19 protein-coding genes and 1 tRNA gene are annotated in these 23738 nt (G+C 52.6%); 5 read left to right on the top strand and 15 right to left on the bottom strand.

The features are described from left to right. Positions 1–17: 17 nt before the first annotated feature. The 4 genes from ACYVJG_RS10790 to ACYVJG_RS10805 are packed head-to-tail and all read right to left on the bottom strand — an operon-like array spanning position 18 to position 3347. The gene (locus tag ACYVJG_RS10790) at positions 18–776 is read right to left on the bottom strand and encodes a pseudouridine synthase (RefSeq protein WP_460431059.1); all 759 of its coding nucleotides are present in this window, start codon (positions 774–776) and stop codon (positions 18–20) included. Further along, on the bottom strand, positions 769–1545 hold the full coding sequence (locus tag ACYVJG_RS10795) for a TlyA family RNA methyltransferase (RefSeq protein ID WP_460431060.1): 777 nt from the start codon (positions 1543–1545) through the stop codon (positions 769–771). The genes ACYVJG_RS10790 and ACYVJG_RS10795 overlap by 8 nt, the downstream gene beginning before the upstream one ends. A gap of 25 nt (positions 1546–1570) precedes the next feature. Continuing rightward, the gene (locus tag ACYVJG_RS10800; RefSeq protein WP_460431061.1) at positions 1571–3061 is read right to left on the bottom strand and encodes a YifB family Mg chelatase-like AAA ATPase; all 1491 of its coding nucleotides are present in this window, start codon (positions 3059–3061) and stop codon (positions 1571–1573) included. Between the two features lie 4 nt (positions 3062–3065). Beyond that, on the bottom strand, positions 3066–3347 hold the full coding sequence (locus ACYVJG_RS10805; protein ID WP_022654671.1) for an accessory factor UbiK family protein: 282 nt from the start codon (positions 3345–3347) through the stop codon (positions 3066–3068). Between the two features lie 395 nt (positions 3348–3742). On the opposite strand from ACYVJG_RS10805, the gene glnK reads away from it, so the two are divergent. The 3 genes from glnK to ACYVJG_RS10820 all read left to right on the top strand — a co-directional run bounded on the left by glnK (position 3743) and on the right by ACYVJG_RS10820 (position 6014). Further along, entirely contained in the window at positions 3743–4081 is a 339-nt protein-coding gene (gene glnK / locus ACYVJG_RS10810; protein ID WP_022654670.1) for a P-II family nitrogen regulator, read from the top strand. A 28-nt stretch (positions 4082–4109) separates the two neighbouring features. After that, entirely contained in the window at positions 4110–5549 is a 1440-nt protein-coding gene (locus ACYVJG_RS10815; protein ID WP_460431062.1) for an ammonium transporter, read from the top strand. A 168-nt stretch (positions 5550–5717) separates the two neighbouring features. After that, positions 5718–6014, top strand: coding sequence for a transposase (locus tag ACYVJG_RS10820; protein WP_460431063.1), 297 nt, complete (start codon positions 5718–5720; stop codon positions 6012–6014). A gap of 522 nt (positions 6015–6536) precedes the next feature. Here the strand turns inward: ACYVJG_RS10820 and ACYVJG_RS10825 are convergent. The 6 genes from ACYVJG_RS10825 to ACYVJG_RS10850 form a co-directional block, all read right to left on the bottom strand. Next, on the bottom strand, positions 6537–9821 hold the full coding sequence (locus ACYVJG_RS10825; protein ID WP_460431064.1) for a type I restriction endonuclease subunit R: 3285 nt from the start codon (positions 9819–9821) through the stop codon (positions 6537–6539). 174 nt (positions 9822–9995) lie between these two features. Beyond that, a complete protein-coding gene (locus ACYVJG_RS10830; protein WP_460431065.1) occupies positions 9996–10772 on the bottom strand; it encodes a DUF3800 domain-containing protein in 777 nt (258 codons plus the stop codon). After that, a complete protein-coding gene (locus ACYVJG_RS10835; protein ID WP_460431066.1) occupies positions 10769–11992 on the bottom strand; it encodes a restriction endonuclease subunit S in 1224 nt (407 codons plus the stop codon). The genes ACYVJG_RS10830 and ACYVJG_RS10835 overlap by 4 nt, the downstream gene beginning before the upstream one ends. Then, on the bottom strand, positions 11989–14175 hold the full coding sequence (locus ACYVJG_RS10840; RefSeq protein ID WP_460431067.1) for a type I restriction-modification system subunit M: 2187 nt from the start codon (positions 14173–14175) through the stop codon (positions 11989–11991). The genes ACYVJG_RS10835 and ACYVJG_RS10840 overlap by 4 nt, the downstream gene beginning before the upstream one ends. A gap of 547 nt (positions 14176–14722) precedes the next feature. Beyond that, positions 14723–14807, bottom strand: a tRNA-Leu gene (locus tag ACYVJG_RS10845). 79 nt (positions 14808–14886) lie between these two features. After that, positions 14887–16935 (bottom strand): methyl-accepting chemotaxis protein, encoded by a 2049-nt coding sequence (locus ACYVJG_RS10850; protein ID WP_460431068.1) that lies wholly within the window; start codon positions 16933–16935, stop codon positions 14887–14889. 63 nt (positions 16936–16998) lie between these two features. Between ACYVJG_RS10850 and ACYVJG_RS10855 the strand changes: the two genes are divergently transcribed. Together ACYVJG_RS10855 and ACYVJG_RS10860 are read left to right on the top strand one after the other, a co-directional pair. Further along, positions 16999–17463, top strand: a complete 465-nt coding sequence (locus ACYVJG_RS10855) for a hypothetical protein (RefSeq protein ID WP_460431069.1) — start codon at positions 16999–17001, stop codon at positions 17461–17463. Next, a complete protein-coding gene (locus ACYVJG_RS10860; protein WP_460431070.1) occupies positions 17444–17854 on the top strand; it encodes a YchJ family protein in 411 nt (136 codons plus the stop codon). Before ACYVJG_RS10855 ends, ACYVJG_RS10860 begins: the two co-directional genes overlap by 20 nt. A gap of 3 nt (positions 17855–17857) precedes the next feature. On the opposite strand, the gene ACYVJG_RS10865 is transcribed toward ACYVJG_RS10860, so the two are convergent. Genes ACYVJG_RS10865 through leuS form a run of 5 tightly spaced genes read right to left on the bottom strand, consistent with a single transcriptional unit; the run spans position 17858 to position 23523 of the window. Beyond that, the gene (locus tag ACYVJG_RS10865; RefSeq protein WP_460431071.1) at positions 17858–18856 is read right to left on the bottom strand and encodes a hypothetical protein; all 999 of its coding nucleotides are present in this window, start codon (positions 18854–18856) and stop codon (positions 17858–17860) included. A 25-nt stretch (positions 18857–18881) separates the two neighbouring features. Continuing rightward, on the bottom strand, positions 18882–19316 hold the full coding sequence (locus ACYVJG_RS10870; RefSeq protein WP_460431072.1) for a response regulator: 435 nt from the start codon (positions 19314–19316) through the stop codon (positions 18882–18884). Positions 19317–19340: 24 nt separating this feature from the next. Next, the gene (gene holA, locus ACYVJG_RS10875) at positions 19341–20351 is read right to left on the bottom strand and encodes a DNA polymerase III subunit delta (RefSeq protein WP_022653304.1); all 1011 of its coding nucleotides are present in this window, start codon (positions 20349–20351) and stop codon (positions 19341–19343) included. Next, the gene (locus tag ACYVJG_RS10880; protein ID WP_022653305.1) at positions 20351–20863 is read right to left on the bottom strand and encodes an LPS-assembly lipoprotein LptE; all 513 of its coding nucleotides are present in this window, start codon (positions 20861–20863) and stop codon (positions 20351–20353) included. Before ACYVJG_RS10880 ends, holA begins: the two co-directional genes overlap by 1 nt. A gap of 41 nt (positions 20864–20904) precedes the next feature. Further along, positions 20905–23523 carry a leucine--tRNA ligase gene (gene leuS / locus ACYVJG_RS10885; RefSeq protein ID WP_460431073.1) on the bottom strand — a complete coding sequence of 873 codons (2619 nt, stop codon included), beginning with the start codon at positions 23521–23523 and terminating at the stop codon, positions 20905–20907. Positions 23524–23738: the final 215 nt, after the last annotated feature.

The following is a 23738-nucleotide window of genomic DNA, read 5'->3' on the forward strand; positions in this document are numbered from 1 at the left end:
AAACAATAACAACGGGATTAAATAAAAGATTCTTGTGCAGAGAGATAACGCCATTGGCCGGCGGGGAGATCGCCCAATACAATGTTGCCAATCCGGATGCGCTTGAGGCCAACCACTTGCAAGCCAACCAACTCACACATGCGGCGGATTTGCCGTTTTTTGCCTTCTTTTAGAATAAAGCGCAGTTGATCGCGGTTTTGCCACCAGACTTTTGCCGGCAACAAAGCTTCTCCGTCGAGACTTAAACCGTGGTTGAGCAAACGCAAACCTTCAGCAGATAACCGCCCGCTGACACGCACTAAGTATTCTTTTTCGACCTCGGAATCTTCCGCAATAATCTGCCGCGCAATCCGACCATCTTGGGTCAACACCAACAAGCCCACCGAATCGATGTCAAGACGGCCAGCAGGGGCAAGGCCACGTAGATGATCGCGTTGGAAACGAACAGGGGCTTGGTCTTCTGCCCAACGGTTTTCCGGTCGTAATAAAACCACAGCAGGCTGATAGCCATCCTCGGCTTGGGCAGAGACATAGCCAACGGGTTTATTGAGTAAAAACGTCACGCGCGAGGCTTGTGCTTCTTGGGCGGCCCGTTGCAGTTCGATTTTTTGGTGTGGCAAAACGCGACTGCCAAGTTCATTCACCACAACGCCATCCACCTTGACCCACCCTTTGGCGATATAACTGTCTGCTTCACGGCGTGAACACAAACCACGTTGGGCCATCAGTTTAGATAAGCGGATGGATTCTGAGTTAGGAGGGGTTTTATCAAACATTTTCAGCCTGTATCCGACGAGCGTAGAGGAAAAATTCACGATTGCCATCGCCGCCGGCAATGGGGCTGGCGAAATAATCGACACAATGCAAACCGTGTTCAGCCGCACATTGTCGGATTTTCTGCTCAACCTGTGGGTATAAATTGGTATTGCGTACAATTCCACCCCCACCCAACCCTTCCCGCCCGACCTCAAATTGAGGTTTCACCAGCAGTAAAGCGATGGCATCAGGGTGCAGCAACCGCGCAATGGCCGGTAGCACTAAGGTTAAGGAAATAAACGATACATCACATACCGCAATGTCAAAGCGTTGACCGCCGTTCGCTGCGATTAACGCCGCCTCGTCAGGGGCTCGTGCATTGACACCTTCAAACAGCGTGACGCGGGGATCGGCCAATAACCGTGCTGCCAGTTGACCATGTCCTACATCAATCCCGACTACCTGTTTGGCACCCTGTTGCAACAAACAATCGGTAAAACCGCCAGTGGAAATACCGACATCTAACGCGGCATAGCCAGTCACAACAAGGCCACAATGCGCCAAGGCACCAGCCAATTTCAAACCGCCCCGCGAGACATAGCGGTCGGCTTCACTGGCTTGCACCACCAGTTCTGCTGTGGCTGGCACTTTACTGCTGGCTTTATCAATCAATTTGTCTGCTGCCTGTCCCACTCTCAGCCAGACCCGCCCTTCATCAATCAAGCGTTGGGCAGCACTGCGGGTAGTCGCCAGCCCTCGTTCTACCAACACCTTATCTGCTCGTTCCATAACCCGGCCTCGTTCAAAGCAGCAATTATAAACGGCGGCGGTATTGGATGGCCTCGGCAAGATGGCGACGGTCGATATCGCGGTGTAACTCCAGATCGGCCAAGGTACGCGCCACGCGTAAAATGCGATGGTAGGCACGAGCCGATAAATCTAATCGTCGCGCTGCATCATTTAAAAACTCACGACAGTTATCGCTTAAAGCGCAATGTTGATCGAGATCGTTGCCGTGTAATTCGCTGTTTGATTTCCCTTGCCGAGTAAGCTGTGATTGCCATGCTTGCTCGACGCGCTGTCGCACCTCTTCACTGCTGCTGCCATTGGCGCGACTGCTGAGGGCTTCTGGTGGCACGCTTGGCACTTCAATGGCCAAATCAATGCGATCTAAGAGCGGGCCAGATAACCGCGCTCGATAACGGCTCACTTGTTCCGGCGTGCAGGTGCAAGCGCGGGTGGCATGTCCTAAATAGCCGCAGGGGCAGGGGTTCATCGCGGCGACTAATTGGAATTGTGCTGGAAATTCTGCTTGGCGGGCTGCGCGTGAAATCAACACTTTGCCAGTTTCTAAAGGTTCGCGCAGCACTTCTAACACGCGGCGGTCAAACTCGGGCAACTCATCTAAAAATAAGACGCCATGATGAGCGAGGCTGATTTCCCCCGGCCGTGGATCGGATCCTCCACCGACTAACGCCGCTGCCGAGATCGAGTGATGGGGCGCACGGAAACTGCGTAAACCAAAGCGTTTCACATCAAAACCGGAGGGGGAGAGCGATTGAATTGCTGCGGCTTCCAGTGCGCTGTGTGCATCGAGTGGCGGCAAAATGCTAGGCAGGCGGCTGGCTAACATCGATTTTCCGGTACCAGGGGGGCCAATTAGCAATAGGCTGTGGCGACCTGCCGCCGCGACTTCGAGGGCACGCCGTGCGGCAAATTGGCCTCGAACATCGGCTAAATCGGGATAGTGCTCACGTTCACCTTGGGCGCAGGCTTGAGCAAATGGCAGCGGTTGATGCCCTGCTAGAAAATCACACACCTGTTTTAAGGTGTCCGCAGCAAACACCGGTGCCTGATCGGCGAGGGCGGCTTCGGCGGCAGATGAACTGGGCAACACCAAACGCCGCTTGGCTTTGGCTGCACCGAACGCAGCAGGAATTGCCCCTCGGATGGGGCGCAGTTCGCCCGTCAATCCCAACTCACCAGCAAATTCACAATCGGCCAAAGGCGTATCGGGTAATTGACCCGAAGCCACCAGAATACCGAGAGCAATCGCTAGGTCAAAGCGCCCAGAGCTTTTGGGTAAATCCGCTGGTGCCAGATTGACCGTGAGTCGAGCCGCAGGGAAATCAAAGCCAGAGGTTTGGATTGCCGCTCGTACCCGATCTCGGCTTTCTCGAACTTCGGTATCTGGCAAACCAACCAAGGTAAACGAAGGCAAACCATTGGCGAGATGCACTTCAACTTGAACAGAGGGGGCGTGAATGCCTGCTTGCGCCCGACTGTGAACCACGGCCAAGCGCATGGGATTACTCCTGAGAGGTCGTCGGCGGGGGATTGGTTGTTGGCTGTGCAGTGGCCAGTTGCGCCTCTAACTCAGCAATGCGTTGTTCTAGACGCGTGAGGGTGGCGCGGGTATGGGCAAGGACTTCTTGTTGTACTTCAAATTCTTCACGGGTCACCAAATCCATTTTGCTAAAAGTGGCGCCCAACATGGCCCGCATATTTTTCTCAACATCTTTCACCGGACTGTTGGCCAGTGTTTCGCTGACCTTCTGGCTAATTTCTTCAAAGAGTTTTTGCGTCAACATGGTTGGCCCTTTCTAACAGGCTGAGAAACAAAGAAAACGAGATACCAGCAAGTGTAGCAAAATTCTTGCTGCATAACTTTTGCAAAATTGCTGGCAGGGACGTATTCGTGTGGCTTGATACGCCAAAGCACAGCGCGGACGTCATGGCGGTAGTGCGCTCAAAGCGCATAATTTCAGCACCTCGCACCAATATAGTGCGTGATAAATGGTCGATGCTGTGATTCGGGGCTTGCTGTTCCGCATGACAAAATGGCACAGCCTTCATCATCAATTAACAAGTCTTTGTTTATTAAGTAATAAATAAACTGGCATGATTCATGCCTAAGGCAAGACAGTCACAAAAGGGGCAGCCCTTACACACAATGTCCATTCGGGTTCACTGCAAGGAGTCAGTCATGAAACTCATCTCTGCCATTATTAAACCTTTCAAATTGGATGAGGTCCGCGAAGCCCTCGCCGCTGTTGGCGTGCAAGGCGTGACCGTTACCGAGGTTAAAGGGTTTGGACGGCAAAAAGGTCATACCGAGCTGTACCGTGGTGCGGAATATGTGGTGGATTTTCTGCCGAAAGTCAAAATTGAGATTGCCATCCGCGATGAGTTGTTAGATCAAGCCTTGGAAGCCATTGAACAAGGGGCGCATACCGGAAAAATCGGCGACGGCAAAATCTTTGTCTTTGAACTCGAACAAGTGGTACGGATCCGCACCGGTGAAACCGGGCCGGATGCCATCTAACAGTTTTGCGAATCAGGGAGAACACAACATGAAAAGATGGCTTATGTCTGCCTTGTTGGCAGGGGCGGTTGGGTTTGCCACCCCCGTCTTTGCCGAGGAAAACACCGCCGCTGCTCCGGTAGCGGCTGCCACTGCCGAAGCCCCTGCGGCGGCAACTGAAGCACCAGCCGCTGTGGCGCCTGAAGCCCCCGCTGCTGCTGTTGCTACACCTGCTGCTGCCCCCGCCGACGCTGCGCCTGCCGCTGAAGCGGCACCACCGGCACCAGAACCAAAATTAGACACCGGTAACACCGCTTGGATGTTGGTTGCGACTGCGTTGGTGTTGTTTATGACCCTCCCCGGCTTGGCTTTGTTCTACGGCGGTATGGTGCGGAAGAAAAACGTGTTAGCCACTCTGATGCAAAGCTTTGCCATTGCTTGTGTGGTGACGGTGTTGTGGTTTGCCTTTGGTTACAGCTTAGCGCTTACCCCAGGGAATGGTTTCATCGGTGGTTTGGATAAAGCATTCTTAAATGGTGTATCGCTGAATGCGCTGTCTGGCACAGCCGGGGCCAATATCCCTGAGTCGGTGTTTGTTGTGTTCCAAATGACCTTTGCCATCATCACATGTGCACTGATTACAGGTGCATTTGCTGAGCGGATGAAATTCTCGTCGATGTTGGTGTTCGTGGTGATCTGGATGTTTGCGGTATATGTCCCTGTGGCGCACTGGGTGTGGGAGCCAACGGGTTGGATGTTTGCTGATGGCGTGTTGGACTTTGCTGGCGGTACTGTGGTGCACATCAACGCCGGTGTAGCGGGTTTGGTGGCAGCCTTTGTTCTCGGCAAACGGGTTGGTTTTGGCCGCGAAGCTATGCCTCCCCACAACTTGGTGTTGACCCTGATTGGTGCTTCGATGTTGTGGGTCGGTTGGTTTGGTTTCAACGCTGGTTCGGCTTTAGAAGCCAATGGCCGCGCAGGGATGGCCATGTTGGTGACACAAATTGCTGCGGGCGCTGCTGCTGTGGCATGGATGTTGGCTGAGTGGGTGGTGAAGAAAAAGCCTTCTCTGTTAGGTATTGCGTCTGGTGCCGTGGCTGGTTTGGTGGCGATCACCCCTGCGGCTGGCTTCGTTGATCCTAAAGGTGCGCTGATTTTAGGTCTGATCGCTGGTGTGGCATGTTACTGGGGTGCGACGGGTCTGAAACACATGCTTGGCTACGATGACTCTTTAGATGCCTTTGGTGTGCACGGTGTTGGCGGTATCTTAGGTTCGATTTTGGTCGGTGTGTTGGCTGTACCTGAAATTGGTGGGGTTGAAGGCAGTGTAGTGACACAAACTGTCGCCACCTTAGCCACAATGGCCTACACCTTGGTAGTGACTTTCGTGATCCTCAAAGGGATTGATATGGTCATGGGTCTGCGTGTGACCGAAGAGGAAGAACGCGAAGGTTTGGATGTGGTGTTACACGGCGAGCGTATCGACTGATTGAATTCTCTAAACAGTCCGCTCAACACAAAACCCCCGCCAGTCTGGTGGGGGTTTTTCGATTTGGTGGGTGTCAAATAGCTATTTTTGATTGTCATGCGGTATGTAATGGTCTAATACCCGTAGACACCTCGATAGGGCATGATAGATCTTAACGAGGGAGAAGAAATGAATTCAAAACGTAGTCAATATGATGCGAGCTTCAAGCTAGAAGTGGCGAGGATGGTAGTTGACCAAGGCCTGAGCGTGATGGAAGTGGTGGAGTCGATGAGGGTGGGTCAAACCGCAGTGCGTCGGTGGGTGGAGCAATATCGTGCAGAGCTCAATGGCGAGCCAGGGATTGGGAAACCCTTGACGGCGGAACAGCAACGAATCCGCCAACTGGAAGCCGAAAACCGTCAACTGAAATCGGATAATGAATTCTTAAAAAAGGCCTCTGCCTTCTTTGCCCGAGAGCTGAAATAGCTCACGGTTTGATTGATCGGTGGCAACAGAAGGCATCCGTGAGTCAGGCATGTCGCCTATTGAATGTCAGCCGCTCGGGGTATTACGCGGCGAAAACGAGTACCAAGCGGCAAAAGATTTGTGTGGCGAGTGTGCATTTGAAGGCGGCCTTTGCGCATTTTAATAAAAAATTTGCGAAATTAATTAAAAAAAACGTGCTTTTTTGATGGTGGATTGATAGCAAAAGAAAAGAGAGGGGGCGGCCATGCGCTACCACTGATATGCTTTTTGCAAAGTGATTTTTGATTGGACTTTGCAAAATCGAATACATTATCCAAGACGACTGGGGGGGCAAGTATCAGGCTTTGAGAATTCTGCTTCTCGTTTTTCAAACGGCATGGTGGGATGGCATCGGCTGTCATGGAACAAAAAGTGATACACAAACTTCACTTGTCCCGATGTTGCCAATCATTGGCAATAGACGACAAAAAACCCAGCAGACACAGGGCTTTGCTGGGTTTGTTTGGCAACGCTAGATCTGGCTTAATGGTAGCGCGATTCACGACCACCAAGACCAGCGCTGTAGATATGCGCGAACACGGCACTCGCCTTGATATTGATTTCGTCTGGGTCATAGGCACTGGGAGGGAGGTGGGTATACAAGTGCTTGATGATCTCGGCCTTCATCTGCGCCTGTACGGTTGCCATATTGCGCAAGCGCTCCAGCGCGAAGCGCTGATCTGCCAATTTGCCCAGTAAGTCCTTGGCAACTTTCTTGATCGCTTTACAATCACTCTTGGTGAGTGAATCTTTCTGAAGCAAATCAAACACGGCCAGTTCCGTTTCGCTATCAAGCCCTTCGCGCAGATAACGCTTTTCCTCTTCGCTACAGTCGTTATTGAAGGCGAACAGGTCGTCCATCACCTTCTGAATTTCAACTGCATCCTTGTCTTTGTTGTATGCCTGAACGATTTCTTGATAACGCTCATACAGGTCTACGCGCGTGGGGTTGCGTGCCACCATCGCAGCTAGGCGTTCCTCAATCTTTTCCATCAAGCTCATCGCCACGACATTCTTGAAGGGCGACTTCTCAAATTCAGCACGCAGGCGAGAAAAGTCAATATTAGAAAGATCATACCGAGCGGTAGTCTCTCTGACTGCTGGGGTGTCGGTCGCTACAGCTACATCCACCACGTCGTACAAATCCTGCAGCAAGCTGCTGACATCGGGTGATACGCGCGCATCCTGCATCTTGTTGTAGATGGCTGTGACAGCACTCTCCATTTCATCGAAATCGAAAAGCCTCGGGTGGGGGAAGAGACCACGATGGCGCGCTTGCACATCCTCAACAATCACCTGATAGGTCTTGCGGCGTTCGTCACTTTCGCAGAGAAGGTTAACCGCTACCAAGATCTGTTTTTGTTTATCGAAGCCTTTGGCATTGATCAGTTCGTTAACATCAAAACCCAGATTCATCAGGAACTCGGCTGCAGCCTTGAGACTATCGGCATATTCTGTCAGTGCCTCGGCATCATCGCGCACTGTATCCTGTTCCGCCTCTCCCTTGCCCGTGCCAGCACGATCACCCTGTGCAAAAGTGGCCAGCGCCCGTCGCAGGCTCTTAATCATGCCGTTGTAATCGATGATCAGCCCATGTTTCTTGCCACCACCAACTCGATTCACGCGAGCAATAGCCTGCATTAGGGTATGGCCTTGCATGGGTTTATCCAGATACAGGGTGGCCAGGCATTTCACGTCGAAGCCGGTTAACCACATGGCGCAGACAATCGCGATGCGGAAAGGGTTGTCTGCTTTCTTGAACTCTTTTTCCAAGTCGCGTTTGACTATCTTTTCGCGGTGTGGCGTGATGTCTAATGGCTCATCACGGAAATTCCGCCACTTAGCAAACTCCGCCACTTCGCCCTGCTCCTGTGACACTACCACGCAGCACTCGGTGGCTTTCATCCACTCCACATGCTCTCGTCGTTGCTTGAGGAGTCCGGTAGGCGCTTTGCCCTTTGCCGCAAACAAGGCTTCCTCCGCTGCCACAGCAACTTCTAATTGGGCAGTTTTTTCCTGCCACTTGGCCACGATCAGATCATGCATTTTCACGCAGGTGATTTTGTCCAGACATACCATCAAGGCCTTGCCACCCCCGTTTTCGACCACACGCCAGCGCTGGTGAAAATGGTCAACAAAGTCTTGTGCGACTTTGTCCAGTCGCGTGGGTGAGGTCAGGATCGGATAGTCCCGCGCCAATTCCCGATAGAGCTTTTCTTCTTTTTCCTCGGTCCACGGATCATCCAACGCGGCAGCCTGCTTCGCTGCTTCGATGTGTTGTGCGATGCGTTCGCTGACCTTTGGGTCGACAATTTTTAGCTTTTCGCCACGGTTCTCGTAGAACAAGGGCAGTGTTGCACCATCTGCCACCGCACGCTGAAAGTCGTAGATAGAGACATAGTCACCGAACACCTCACGGGTCAGCTGCTTCTCGCCAACATCGATCAATGGGGTGCCTGTGAAGCCCAGGAACTTGGCGTTTGGCAGTCCTTTGCGCATATTCAGCGCCAGCCGTCCATACTGCGTTCGGTGTGCTTCGTCACTGATAACGATGATGTTGTCACGGTCTGAATAGGCCTCAGTGACGCGCTCACGGTATTTTTGAATCAGGCCAAACACATAGCGGCGATTCTGGTCAAGCAACATTGAGCGCAGCGCAGCGCCATTCTTGGCCTGATCAGTCTTGCCATTAGCGCGCCCGCAGTTGGTATAGGTCGATGCGATTTGATCATCTAACTCGGTACGATCAGTGATGACCACAAATGTCCAAGCAGCGGACAGCTTGCGATGGATTTTCTCGGTCAAAAACACCATCGAATACGATTTGCCCGAGCCTTGAGTGTGCCAGAACACCCCCAACTGACCCGCAGCGACCTCTGCCTGAATCTTGGGATCGGTGGAGGTCAAGCGGTCGATCACGCGATTTACCCCAAGGTATTGGTGGTTACGTGCCACGATTTTGTGTGTGTTGCCGTCAGAGGCATCAAACAAGATGAAGTTCTCGACGATATCTAGTAGGTGTTGCTGATGCAGCATGCCGTGCAAGAGAATCGGCAACAGTGGCTGGTCCTTGCTGGGTTCCGGATCGTCCTCGTCGAGTCGCTTCCAGCGATAGAAATGCTCGCGGGAGCTGGTCAGCGAACCGTACTGGGCATCGTGGCCGTTGGAGATGATGACCAGTGCGTTCCAGTGAAACAAGTGCGGAATGGTGTCCAAGTAATCGGCGTAGTTTTTCTTGTACGCGCTGTCGATGTGTACCTCGAAGCGTTTGAGCTCGATGAACACAAGGGGCAAACCGTTGACGAAGCCGATCACATCGGGGCGACGCAGCCACAATTTGCCGCGTACCCACAATTCACGCACTGCGAGATAGCGATTGTTTTTGGGTTCATCGAAATCAATCAAACGCAGCCGCTTGTCGACCAGCCGACCGGCAGCGTCGCGGTATTTCACCGGCACACCATCGCGCAACAGCGTGTATTTTTCCTCGTTTTGCGCGATCAGCGATTTGGTGATGTCATCTTGCGCCACCAGCGCCAAGGCATCCTGATAGGCGACATCGGGCAGGCCCGGGTTCAAGCGCCTGAGCGCTGCCAGCACATCGCGAGTGAGCACCACCTCGGTGTCTGATGTCCGCCCCAGCAGGCTATCAGGCCCGAACCCCCCTTCGTCTTGTGCAAACACGCTTTCCCAGCCTAGCTGCTTTTCCAGCAGTTCAGCTGTTGGCGCTTGGATCAACAGGTCTTCGGAATAGTCCTTCTTGGCCATTTTCTTGTTTCCCTTTTGTCCTTGTGGACTACCAAAAGCAGATCCCAGCTATCTTGTCAAGTCATGGTCGATCCGCTACTATTGCACCCAAATGGGTTGCGACTACGCCACCGGCGTTGGGCTTCCGAGACTTCTCGGAGGCCCTTCTGCTTTTTGGGGTGCAGTTTTCGCTGCTCAAGGAAACACCTTCAGCCCCGTGCCCAGCTTGCTGCCGGTTTTGCCCCGGTAGAACTTCTCTTCCAGCACCTGTGCCGCTCGGTTGGCCTGCTCAGGCCGAAGCACCGACAAGCCAATGGGCCGCGCCGTGAGGTCTGCCAGTTGCAGACCTTCTGAATTGGTTTTCTTGTCGGCAATCACCATTTCAAAAGCAATGCCTCTCTGCGCGTAAGCCGCCTGATCGCACAAGCGGCGAAACTCAAGCTCAAGCTCCATATCTTCCTGAGTTCCGCGCGCCTCGCAGACGATGTGGGTGACTGTCCCGTGCTGGCCAGCCTCGCACAGCAGCTCAAACAGGCTTTGCAAGCCCATAGCCAGCGCCAGGTGGTAGGCATGTCCTGGTGAATCCGAAGCTTTCTTGAGGCGGGTTTTGTCGATGACGGCGGCCACCAACTGAAAATCAGCCTGCGCAATGGTGCCGGTCACGTCGTCCAGAAACTGCTCGCGCGGCGCCTGCATCAAATGGGCAAATGCCCCACGGCGGCGGCGCATGTCCGATTCGTGCAGCACCACCATGTCGTGCCCGAAGGCGGCAAACTTCAAGCGCCGCAGCGCGGGTGCCACTTGCTCGTTGTAAACCGACTTTCGAAATACACAGAACGACAACACAAATAGCGGATAGCGCGGGTTGATGGACGTGAGGCTGTGGTCGCCGCTTTCGTCGACGTAGACGATGTAGTCGCTGTGGCTACTACCGCCCCCAGGGATGATGTAGCTGGCCACCGGTTCGATCATACCGTCACCTCATCGGGCAGGCGGATGCCAGAGACGTCGAGTTGGCCGGACATCAGTTTGGGGAGTAGGAGGTCGCGGGCCTTGGCCAACTCTTGATTCTGCGAATCAAGGTTCTCGATTTGTGCATCAATATCTGCGGCAAGCCGATTGAATGTAGTGGCAATGCTGGAGCTTGGTTGCAAGACCAACTGACCGAAAAGCTCCTTTTTCCCGACCGAGGCAAAGATAGCGCCGCCGCCGATCATGTCCTCTTCTACGAACAGCGCATCCAACTGATAGAACAACAAAGACTGATGGCCTGCGCGGCTATGCATGGCCGATAGACCACGGCCAATGGCAATCTTGTCTCGGGTTAGGTTAAGCCGACCAACAGGGGCCCTAACACTGCACAGGATGTCACCCGCCTCCGCAATGCGCGTGGCTTGTTTGGTGTAGGTTTCGTGCGAGACAAAGCGATTTCCGAAATCGGAAACGCCTTGATGAAACGGCAGCCCGTCTTCATCGGTGTTGTAGTACTTGGATTCAGGGCTCTGCCCCATCGTGATTTCTGCAACATCACCCAGAGGCAATTTAGCCCACCCCTCCGGCACCCCGTCCTTCACCGGCACCGACTCATGGCCGGGAAAGCGCAGGTGTACGAACCACTCGCGGTACAGACGGCGAGCGGCGTCTTCGAGCAAGGCAATGCGGCGCTGGTTGGTGGCGATCAGGTCGTCGTAGGCGGACAGTACGCAACCAATCTGCCGCTGTTCCTCAAGAGGGGGGCAAGGAATCAAGAGTGATTCGGCGTCACCGACTTTAACGTGGGGAACCGTCGCCCCAAACGAACGCCCATGTAATCGACCTTGAACTTCAGGCGACTGAAGAACATAGGCAAGAAAGTTCCAGTCTAGTTTTTCGGGATCTGGACGGTACTGAAAAAGTCTCTGCCCGAGAAAAATATTCTCTTCATCCGAAAATGTGCAGCGCCCCACTTCGCCAACAGGTGCCTCTCGGGTCAGGATAACATCCCCGTAGCGAGGCCGGGATCGACGTGTCCATTTGTCAAAAGTGTCTTTCGAAACATAACGCACATCATGAATGTCGACAAAACCACCTTTCACATTGGTGGTACGAATCATTTTGTATGGTGTTTCGTGCTCAACAACGGGTGCCGTCTTGTTCACGCAGTCCACAGCCAACTCGCACAATTCAGAAATAGGGCGCAGTGGCCAGCTCATCCCATCAACTCCTCAAAGTTGCGGGCAATCCGCCCCGCCAATTCCACCGCCTTGTCATTCAACTCGGCCAACTCATCGTGAATCTCGCGCAGCTTTTCAGCAAAGTCGTCTTCATCATCCTCTGCGGCGGCGGCCACGCCCACATAGCGCCCGGGCGTGAGCGACCAGTCGTTGGCGGCGATTTCGTCAATCGTCACCGCTTTGCACAAGCCCGGCACATCCTGAAACCAGCCTTGTGGAAAGCGGCTATGCAACCAATGCACCTGATGGATGAAGTAGGCGGCTTGTTTCAGCGCGTCGAGCACTGCATCACGCACCGTCGGGTCCTCGTTTTTCTTTGCATCAGCCGCCAGCAGAGCGCGCTTGGCTTCGCGCGCGGCTTTGCCGTCGAAGGCTTTGCTCTGCCGAGCGCGTAGCTGCTTTTCAGCCGTGTCCAGCAGCTTGAGCCATTGCTTGTGGCGGGCTTCGATGGTTTTACCAGCGGCTTTGAGTTGCGGTGCCAAGGCCTCGAGCGTGGCTTGCAAGGTGACTTGGCTTGAATGGGCTTCGACAGGCTCAGCCCGAACAGTTGCGATAGCGGCGCGGGCCTCGGTGCAGGTGGTGAGCAGCGCGGCGATAGCATCCGCCGCCTGCGTGTCGGCCTGTGCCGTCGCCAGCTCGACCTTAAAAGCGTCAAGTTGGGCCTGCGTGATTTGCGTGTCCTCGGCTTGGTCGGCGTTCAACTCAGCCAGCGTGGTCTGATTGGCAAAGGTTTGCAGCGGCGCGGCTAATGCCTGCACAGCGGCGGTGTCAGCCTCGAGGCGTGCGGGAAGGGCGGCCAGCCAGTCATCCACCTGACGCTGATAGCGGGCGACGAGCGTGACGAATTTTTCGGTTTCACCTCGGTACAGCCAGACAATAGCGGTGAGGTTGGCGAGTTGCTCGTCGGTGAAAACGTGTGAACGTGCCGAGACGACATGATAGACGTTGCGCGCATCGATCATCAGCACTTGGTCGTGCAGGTCTTGCTGCTTGCCTTTATCAAAGAACCACAGCGTGCACGGCAGGCTGCGGGTGTAGAAGAACTTGTTGCCAATGGCCATCATCACATCGACGTGGCCGGTCTTGACCAGCTTTTCGCGGATGTCGCGGTCTTTGTTGCCGGCGTCCGAGGCACTGGAGGCCATGACGAAACCGGCGCGACCGGTGTCATTGAGGTAGGCGTAGAAGTACTGAATCCACAGGCTGTTGGCGTTGCTGATGGCGCCGGTCTTGGCATTGGTGCCGGGCAGGCCGAAGGGCAGACGTCCGCCATCGCCAACTTGGGCTTGTACTCTTTTGGCGTCCACACCGTCCACATTAAAGGGTGGGTTGGCCATCACAAAATCGCACTGGCCAATCAGGTGTTCGGCTTGGTCGTAAAAGGTGTTGCCCTGGCGAATATTGGAGGCATCAAGCCCGTGCACCACGAGGTTCATGCGGGCCAGTTTGGTGTTGGTGTCGCTTTTTTCCTGACCATGGAAGGTAACAGTGTCGTTGGCCTGTTGGTGGCGCACGTCTTCGATGAAGTGGCCCGTTTGCACGAACATCCCCGCCGAGCCGCAGGCCGGATCGAGTACGAGTCCGTGGTCTGGTTCGATGACGTTGACGATCATGCGCACCAGCGACGGTGGCGTGAAGAATTCGCCGCCTTCCTGCGCGCCGCTCATGGCGAACTTGTTGAGGAAGTATTCGTAAATGCGCCCGAACACGTCACCAGTGGCGGCCTTGATGGCGGGGCGGTCGAAAATTTTGACTAAATCAGCCAGCAGATCAGGTTTAAAGGCAGCATAGCCTCGCGGCAACACCCCAGAAAGTACTGGGTATTCGGCCTCGACTGCGTCCATGGCGGCGTCGATAATCTCGCCCACCTGAGCACCTTGTGGCAGGCTAACGATGCGGTCAAAACGTGCAGCTTCTGGCAAATAAATGGCAGCTTTGCCCTGAAAACCGAGTTTGATGAGTTCTTCGCGCAGGGTTATAGGTACCTGTGATGGGATGTCAGCCTCGATGTCAGGCAAATAAGCCTTGAAACGGTTGTCGGCATGACGCAGAAAGATCAGGCCAAGTACCGGCATTGCATATTCGGCGGCGGTGAGCTTGGAATTGGCGCGCAGTTGGTCAGCCGCTTCCCAGAGTTCGTTTTCGAGTTGCTGGATATTCATAGATTCTCCGCAAGGAAACCCCTGACTTGGGTCAGAGGAGGAATTGCGCTATCTTCAGTGCGTCGCCCGTATCCCTCTCGTGGCATGGCGGCAAAGCCGAATAACGGGGGATAGCACAAACTGCCGTTTGTGCAACCGACCTTGTAAATGTCCGGAATGTGGCAGGTTTTCCTGACCATAAAGCTTCTGTCTTTAGACGGGAGTTGATTTACTTATTTTTTAATTCGCGTACTTGTCTTTAGATGCGCAGTTTCAGCGTTTTGACGGTTTCCATGACAGAATTATACCAAGTTGCAGAAGTGTGCCGATTGATATTTTTTGTCGATACGCAAGACATCGAAGAACAACAAGTATCCTACTAGGCCGTTTTTAGCATCGGCATGAACTCTGCTGTTTAGCGGTTGGGAAGAGGTTAAACACAAAGTGATACACAAACTTCACTTGTTCCGATGTTGCCAATCATTGGCAATAGACGACAAAAAACCCAGCAGGCACAGGGCTTTTGCTGGGTTTGTTTGGAAACGCTAGGCGTCGCTTTTTGAATTCTTGGTGCCCAAGGTCGGACTCGAACCGACACGCCTTGCGGCGGGGGATTTTGAATCCCCTGCGTCTACCTATTTCGCCACCTGGGCAGGTGTCTTGCAGTTGTTGCTGCGAGGAAACAAATAATACACAGCCTGCTTTTTTTTGACAAGGGGCTTTTTAAAAAAATTAAAATTTGAACTGCCCCAAGGCCTGAATCAGCTCTTTTGACACCTGTTGCAACGCATGAGCCGATTCACGATTACCTTGTGCGGCATCGGTGTTGGCCTGAGCCATGCTAGCGATTTGTCCAACATGCTCTGCAATTGCTTGGCTAGAATGGCTTTGCTCTTGCATATCACTGGCAATATTTTTTACTACCGCCACCGCATCGGCTGTTTGTGTATCCACCACGCCTAGCGTTTTATTGGCCTGTTGTGCCGAACTGACCCCTGTGCTGACCTGCTCTCGGACAGTCCCCATCCGCTCCGCCGCTTGCTGGGTTTCAGTGACAATCGCCTGAATGGTGCCGGTGATTTCTTGAGTGGAGATCGCCGTGCGCTCGGCCAGTTTCCGCACTTCATCGGCCACCACCGCAAACCCCCGCCCCATTTCACCCGCACGGGCGGCCTCAATCGCGGCGTTGAGTGCCAACAAATTGGTTTGTTCAGCAATATCACGAATCACATCGACAATACTCGACACTTGGCGAGAGCGTTCACCTAATGACAAAATCATCTCAGCCGAGGCACGAATATCACTGGCGATGGTTTCCATATCGGATACCGTGTTTTGCACCACATTACGGCCTTCTTGTGTTGTTTCACGGGCGGTGCTACTGAGCATTGCGGCACGGCTGGCATGTTCAGCAACACGGGCAATATTGGCAGACATCTGTTCAATCGCCGCTGCCATTTCCGTGGCAGAGGACGATTGTTGCGACGAGCTATCGAGCACGTATTGCGCTGTGGTTTCCAGCTGTGCCGATGAGCTGGCGATTTGTTGCGCACAGCCATTGGCCTGATTGACCAGCCCTGCCACCTTATTCACCGTTTCATTCAATGCCGCGCCCAGTCGTAATACCTCGTTACCGCTGTTGGCTTCGGCATTGCTCACCCGAACATGCAGATCACCCATGCCCATCCGTTCGACGGCAGTGACCATTTCAGATAAAGGTTTTAAGCGTTGTCGAATCACTAACAAAATTAACACGGCAGACAACACGCCGGCGCATAACGAAATCACCATCATAATGTTGCGCAACACCACGGTATCTTCATTGAATTCGTGTGTCCACGTGCCAAACGCTAACACCCAATTCCATTTCTCCGAGGTTTCAACCGCCACCACTTTTTCTAACAAATCCCCCGACTTAGGATCGGCCAACAAATAGCGAATCATACCTTGTTTATCGCTAATCATCTTGCGTAAAGCATCTTGTGTGGGTTGATCGCTGACCGCTTCTACAACAGTTTTGTCTTGGAAGCGAGGGTGTAGCACAAAACGGGCAATGCCTTTTTCTTCGCTGCTTGGGTGCATTAAAAAGGGATAACCGGTTTTGCCGATAGAGCGTGAACTGAGTAGTTGACGAATCTGTGCCAATTCGCCATCCAAGGCAATCCGTACCGACAAGCCACCAAAGACCTTACCTTGGCTGTCTTTTAAAACCCGTACGGTGCTGAAGTAATACTTGCCATTGCGTTCCACCAAACCGCTGTAATCTTTACCTTGGGCTAAGGTAGTTGGTACTGGGTCATCTTTTGGTAAGGGCGTGCCATTCATGGCAACGCCATCTTTTTTCAACAGTGTGGCTGTACGATAAAACAGGCCATCGTGCAGTTGTAACACCGCTGTGTCATCACCGGTTAAATCACGAAACCGTGCCATTAAATCGGTATTACCATTTAACACAACATCGCCTAGCTTGATCTGTGGCAGTTCTTTATTCCCCGTTTTGACGAGGGTATTGGGGTCGGCAGTGATTGTGCCGCCGAGCCAACGTTCAAAAAACTGGAGTTGGCGTGCTCCGCGTTCTTTTACGTTGTCAAAATAGGCATCTAAAATCCCGCGCATCATTTGGGCATCGCTGACCATAGCAGCTTGGGCTTTTTCCTGTGCCATTTTTTGCCCAAAGTATGAAACTGCGCCGGTTAAAATGCTAAACACTAACAACAAGATTAGCGAGACCACTAAGATAAGTTGTTGGCTAAGCGGACGATGTTGTAGTCCAATGGCCATTGTTGTTTCTCCTGTTCCAGTGATGTGGTTTTTTTAATCCATTTTTATGTCAATAAACATAACATGAAACTCTCTTCTATAGGCACTCTTTTAGCATTTTTGCTAATTCTTAGCGGCTGTGCCGGATTGCCCTTTGGGCAAGGCCCTTCATCGACGACAACGCCTAACACCACGACCGACACTTCACTGCAACGCGAGAAAAAACAACAGCAATTGCTTGCTGCGGCAGATCAAATCGCGGACCGTTTGCGAGAAGGTGAATTGACACGGTTGCAGGCAGCAGAGGCTTTAAATCAACAGCGACTTAAAATTGTCGGTGCCAATCCTATTGATGATGAGGTATTTGCTCGTTATCGCGAGTTGATTGCAAAAGTCCAAGCCGGACGCTTGAGCCAAACCGATTTGCGCCAGCGACTCAAACAAAAACTGGATAGCGTGAATGCCCAACCGTGGCAGACGCGTCAATCCACTCCCCCGCTTTTTACCCATTTTTTATTGAAAACGATTTATGGCCAAACAGCGCGCTAAGTCACCGATGCCATGTCCATGCAGCAGCGGTCTTTCTTTTGAACAATGTTGTCAGCCCTTGCTGTTGGGGCAAAAGTTTGCTGAGACCGCCGAACAGCTGATGCGCTCGCGCTATAGCGCCTTCACACAACAGCATTGGGCCTATTTGCGTCAAACATGGCACGCCAGCACATGCCCGACTGAACTGGAAGATGATCATCCGCCACAGTGGTGTGGTTTACAGGTGCTGTCGCATCTCGCTGTGATCGACAATGACGAGAACCGCAGTGAAGTGGAGTTTGTGGCCCGCTATAAAGTCAACGGCCGCGCTTTTCGTTTGCACGAGCGCAGCCGTTTTGTCCGAGAAGCGGGGCGATGGTGGTATGTTGATGGTGATTTCACAGACAGCTAACGACTAGGCGAACGGGTCGTGCTCGCTGCCTGAATGGTTAACGCTGATACCGATTAGTGTGATTTCAGCATCGGTTTCCATCGACTCCGTCTCTGGGAGTGGGCGGAAGGAAGGCCATTTGATTTTATCGAGCACCTCATCGACTTTGTCCTTCACCGAATCTATCGGATTTTGCACCCAGTTCGACAACTGATCTTGGGCACGTTGCCATTCAGCTTGCAGCTTATCCCAAATCGACGATTCGGTAATTTGTGTCGCCACCCGCTGTAGTGCATTGGCAATCTCGCTGCGGCTATTGAGCGTTGTTTGTCCCAACTTTGACAGCGTATCCACAAAGAAATCATTGGCGTAATTGACCAAACTTTGTTGGCTGGCGCCATTCTGCGCTTGGTTAAGTAGCGACTGTGCCAAGGTCTTGACTTCACTGCCATACGCAATAAACAGCGGTGCGAGCTGGGCACTGTTCACACTGGCCTCGCTGCTGCCAAGAATTTGGCCAAGCTGGGCAGCGAATGGTTCATAGTTGCCGGTGGTCAGGTAATTCTGAACCGCAGTTAGCTCATTGACACTGACCAACTGACTTCCATCGGGCACGCTTTGTGTTGCGGCTAATTGGCTAAGCTTAACCTGTCCTGCCAATTCCAAGAGGCCAGCCGGGGTTAAACTGCCGGTGTTGAGCTGTGTGAGATAGGAATTGGCTTCTTGGCTATTGGCGACATGGCCGGTGAGGTTGCTATACAGGGTGTGAAATAAGGTGGTGTGGCTGGTGGCAGCGGGAATGAGGTGGGTCAAGACGGCCGCTGCGGCTTGGCTGGCACTATGAGATTGGGTTTGCACATAGTTGACGATGGTATTGAGTTCGCTGCTGGTTGGGGCTTGGTTAAACCATGCCATCCATAATCCAATGGTTTTGGCGACCTCTGAATCTACAGCAAAGCGCGATACTTGCCCGTTATGATCTAATAACAATGTTCCTTGACTGACTTGTGCAGTAATGGCCATGCCCGATTGCCTTTCTGTTGGCGAGTTAAGCAGATAACAACCGGCCAGGGAGGCGCACGGTTTGCATCCAGTAGTGTTTTAAGTGATGCATGGCATCGACAAACACCGTCATATCACTGGGTTTGGTGACATAGCCCGCCGCGCCAAGACGATACACATCCAAGACATCCCGCTCGGCATCCGAAGTGGTCAACACCACCACGGGAATTTGACTCCACATCGGATGGTGTTTCACGGTTTTCAAAAACTCTTTGCCGTCCATCCTTGGCATATTCAAATCCAATAAGATCAGATCAGGCAACGCGGCAGGATGTTGTTCGAGGTATTGCACCGCATCTAAGCCATCACAAGCGTGATGGAGTGAGACGGGTAATTCCCCATTATTTAAAGCAAAGCGGATTAAGTGCATATCCGCTAGCTCATCCTCAACCAACATAATATTTAGGGCAGAAACAGGCATAGTGATTCCAACTTTTTGTGTGCGCTATGATTTGCATAGCATACGCAGCATATTTTGCAATAAACCCCACGGTTCCCCTGCTTCCGCCCCTTTGATACAACGATCAATCCGTGCACATTCACTCAAAGCATTGAGCAACTGTGGACGTGATAGCCGGCGCAAAGCAGGTTCAATCCAACGTTGACGTGCCCCCCACACTCGGAATTCACGCAACAACTCATTCATGGATCGGCCTTGTTGCCGACCATCGCTCACCCGAATTAGGGTGCGCAGCTCTTCTGCCAACGACCACAACACCAACACTGGGCTTTCGCCCTCTGCCGCTAAACCATGCAACATACGCAAGGTTCGGGCGGTATCGCCTGCCAGCCAAGCTTCTGACAAGGCAAACACATCAAACCGCGCTACATTGGCTACCGCCGCTTGCACCTCGGGCAAATCCAGTTCGCCGGCAGGATAGAGCAACGCTAATTTGTCGATTTCTTGTCGTGCTGCGAGTAAATTTCCCTCGACACGATCGACAAAAAACGCCAACGCTTCAGGGGTCATGCTGTGTTGTTGTGCTGCCAGCCGACGACGAATCCATTGTGGCAATTCGCGGCGGTCGATGGGCTGTGCTGCCAACACCACCCCCTGTTTTTCTAGTGCGCTAAACCACTTGCTTTGTTGTTGAGCACGCTCTAGGCGAGGCAACAAAATCAGGACCAACGTATCAACAGGAAGCTGTTGGGCCAAGCGTTGTAGTGCCTCAGCGCCTTCGGTGCCGGGCTTGCCAGAGGGAATACGCAACTCAAGCAATTTACGGCTGGCAAACAACGACACACTCATCGCGGCTTCAAACAGATACGACCAATCAAAATGGCCCTCAACCGTCAAGACTTCGCGTTCCTCAAAACCCTGTTGCCGCGCAACAGTGCGTAGCACATCGGCAGCTTCGAGCGCGAGCAAGGTTTCCTCACCGTGGATTACGTACAACGGGGCAAGGCCTTGCTTGGATAAGGCAGTATTGAGCTCGTCAATCTTCAACTGTGGCATTAAGGACGACTCACCGCTTTCACCGCCGGCAACCGATACATTAACAGCGTGGTCGCTTCTTCTCGCATCATGCGCCAGACCAATTGTTCTTCTTGCTCCTTACCCAACACTGAACTATCGCTATACGGAAAATCGCGCCGCACCCATACCGTGACGGGCTCGCCAAACGCTTGGTTATTTTTCTTGAGCTGCACGCTGACACGATATGTCAGCTGATATTCGTTAACACGACCGGCGCGGTTTAAGGTCAGTAAGTCTTTTGCTTGTTGTTCTGACAACACGCTTAAGACGGTATCTGCTGCTCGTACATCACTCATCACGCTCACGCCTTTTTGCAAAGACAGTGAGCGGCTGAGTAGGGGAGCGATGGCGCTACCACTTGGGTTTTCAACATACACCGTCGAAAACGGCAAGGCAGGGCCAACTTGGCCTTGGCCACGCAAGTGGAAGCCACAGGCCGACAGCCCTAGCGCCAGCACCGCAGCACAAAAGGTGCGAAAAGGGAAAGCCATCGGCACATCACTCCTATGTGTTATTACGCTACTTAAAAAAGTTACACCACGATATTGACCAAACGCCCCGGCACAACAATGATTTTCTTCGCCGGTTTACCTTCCATAAAACGTTGTACGTTTTCGTTGGCAAGGGCGGCTTGTTGAATCAATTCATTGTTCGCGTCGGCGGCGACAGTGACGGCGCCACGTAACTTACCGTTGACCTGCACCATCAGTTCAATTTCTGATTTCACCAACGCCGAGGCATCGACTGCCGGCCATGCTTGTTGCAACAGGCTGTTATCGCCACGCAAGGCTTGCCACAAGCCCTCGCAGATATGCGGCACAATCGGTGACAACAATAATGCCACAGCCTCTAACACTTCTTGTGCCAAGGCGCGACCCACTGCATCACTTAAATCGGTCTTTTGATAGCTGTTGAGCAATTCCATCACGGCGGCAATGGCAGTGTTGAACTGTTGCCGTACACCATAGTCATCGGTCACTTTTTGAATGGTGCTGTGCAACTGATAACGCAGCGCTTTTTGATCCGCAGACAACCCTTGTTGCTCACGGCAAGCGGCGACCACACCTTGTTGCACATGCTCGTGGACGATTTTCCACACGCGGCGTAAGAAACGATGTGCCCCTTCCACCCCAGCATCCGACCATTCCAACGATTGCGATGGTGGTGCGGCGAACATCATAAACAAGCGCGCCGTATCTGCCCCATATTGTTCAATCAAAGCTTGGGGATCAACACCGTTGTTTTTCGACTTCGACATTTTTTCAATGCCGCCAATCACCACCGGCTGACCATCTTGTTTCAAAATGGCACCCGTAATTTTGCCTTTGGCATCACGGGTGATTTCAACGTCGGCAGGGTTAAACCAATCTTTTTTGCCGTTGGCTTGCTCACGATAGAATGTCTCACATACCACCATGCCTTGAGTCAGCAATTTTTGGAATGGTTCATCGGTATGCAACAGACCTTGATCACGCATCAATTTGTTGAAGAAACGGGCGTACAACAAATGCAAAATGGCGTGTTCAATGCCGCCAATATATTGATCGACGTTTAACCAATATTTAGCGCGTTCATCGACCATCCCAGTTTGACAATCGGGGCTGGCGTAGCGGGCAAAATACCAGCTCGATTCGACAAAAGTATCCATGGTGTCAGTTTCACGTTTTGCTGCACCACCACACTTCGGACATGTCGTTTCGTAAAACTCAGGCATTTTTACCAATGGATTGCCGGAGCCATCCGGCACCACATTTTCTGGCAAGACCACTGGCAACTGATCTTCTGGCACCGAAACATCGCCACAGCTTGGGCAATGAATAATCGGAATTGGGCATCCCCAATAGCGTTGGCGAGAGATACCCCAATCACGCAGGCGATATTGGGTGGTTTTCTCTCCAGCACCTTTGGTGGCCAAATCTTGCACGATGGCAGTAAACGCCCCTTCAAAGTCCAGTCCATCGTATTTACCCGAATGCAGTGTTTGTGTCGCGCCAGGGTCTTTGCAGGCATACCAATCTTGCCATGTCGTGGGGTCAAAATCGGCATCACCGCTGGTCAAGGTAATGACTTGTTTAATCGGCAGTTGATACTTATTGGCAAAAGCAAAATCGCGCTCATCATGCGCGGGAACGGCCATCACCGCCCCAGAGCCGTAGCTCATCAAAACATAATTTGCCACCCAAATTGGCAGTTTTTCGCCGGTCAGTGGATGTACCACATAAAGCCCTGTGGCCATGCCTTTCTTTTCCATGGTAGCTAAATCTGCCTCGGCGACCGAACCGGCTTTACATTCGGCAATAAAGGCGGCCAACTCAGGTTGGGCGGCGGCGGCTTGTTGCGCCAGTGGGTGTTCTGCTGCTACCGCCACATAAGTGGCACCCATCAAGGTATCGGGACGGGTGGTGTAAACAGACAACTCGCCTGCATGACCAATTGATACTTCATCATAGGCAAAGCGGATGTTGGCACCATAGCTTTTGCCAATCCAATTGCGCTGCATCGTGGCCACTTGTGGCGGCCAATCGAGTTTTTCTAAATCGTCTAACAATTCATCAGCGTACTTGGTGATGGCGAAGTAATACATCGGGATTTCACGTTTTTCAATCAACGCACCCGAGCGCCAGCCACGCCCATCAATCACCTGCTCATTCGCCAACACGGTTTGATCGATTGGGTCCCAATTCACCACCCCGAGCTTTTTATAAATCACCCCTTTTTCATACAACTTGGTGAACAGCCACTGTTCCCAACGGTAGTAATCGGGTTTACAAGTGGTCACTTCCCGTTCCCAATCGATGGCAAAACCGAGGCTTTTCAGCTGGGTTTTCATGTAATCGATATTGGCATAGGTCCATGCAGCGGGCGCAACTTGGTTGTTGATGGCCGCATTTTCAGCCGGCATCCCAAACGCATCCCAGCCCATGGGTTGCAAAACATTAAACCCCTGCATTTTTTTGAAGCGGGATAGCACGTCACCGATGGTGTAGTTACGGACGTGGCCCATGTGCAGTTTGCCGGAGGGGTAGGGGAACATCGACAAACAATAGAATTTTGGCTTGCTCAGGTCTTCCACTGCTTTAAACGCGGCAGTTTTTTCCCAATGCGCTTGTGCAGCCGCTTCAATATCGCGCGGGGCGTACTGTTCTTGCATGATGTAGTGAACCTAATGGAAAGAAAGAAAATCCAGCGATTATAGCGATTTGCATCCGCTTTTGCGGAATTGCGCAGCATGCTTTGTTGCGGCGCAAATTGACCTTTCGTGGTTTGCTCTCTAGATTGGCCACAGGGGGATAAAAATATCGCTACCCCACAGGTAAAACCCGCTCCACAAGAGCGAGGTGAATCAATCGCAATAAAGCCACCCAT

Source organism: Aquaspirillum soli (assembly GCF_054781915.1).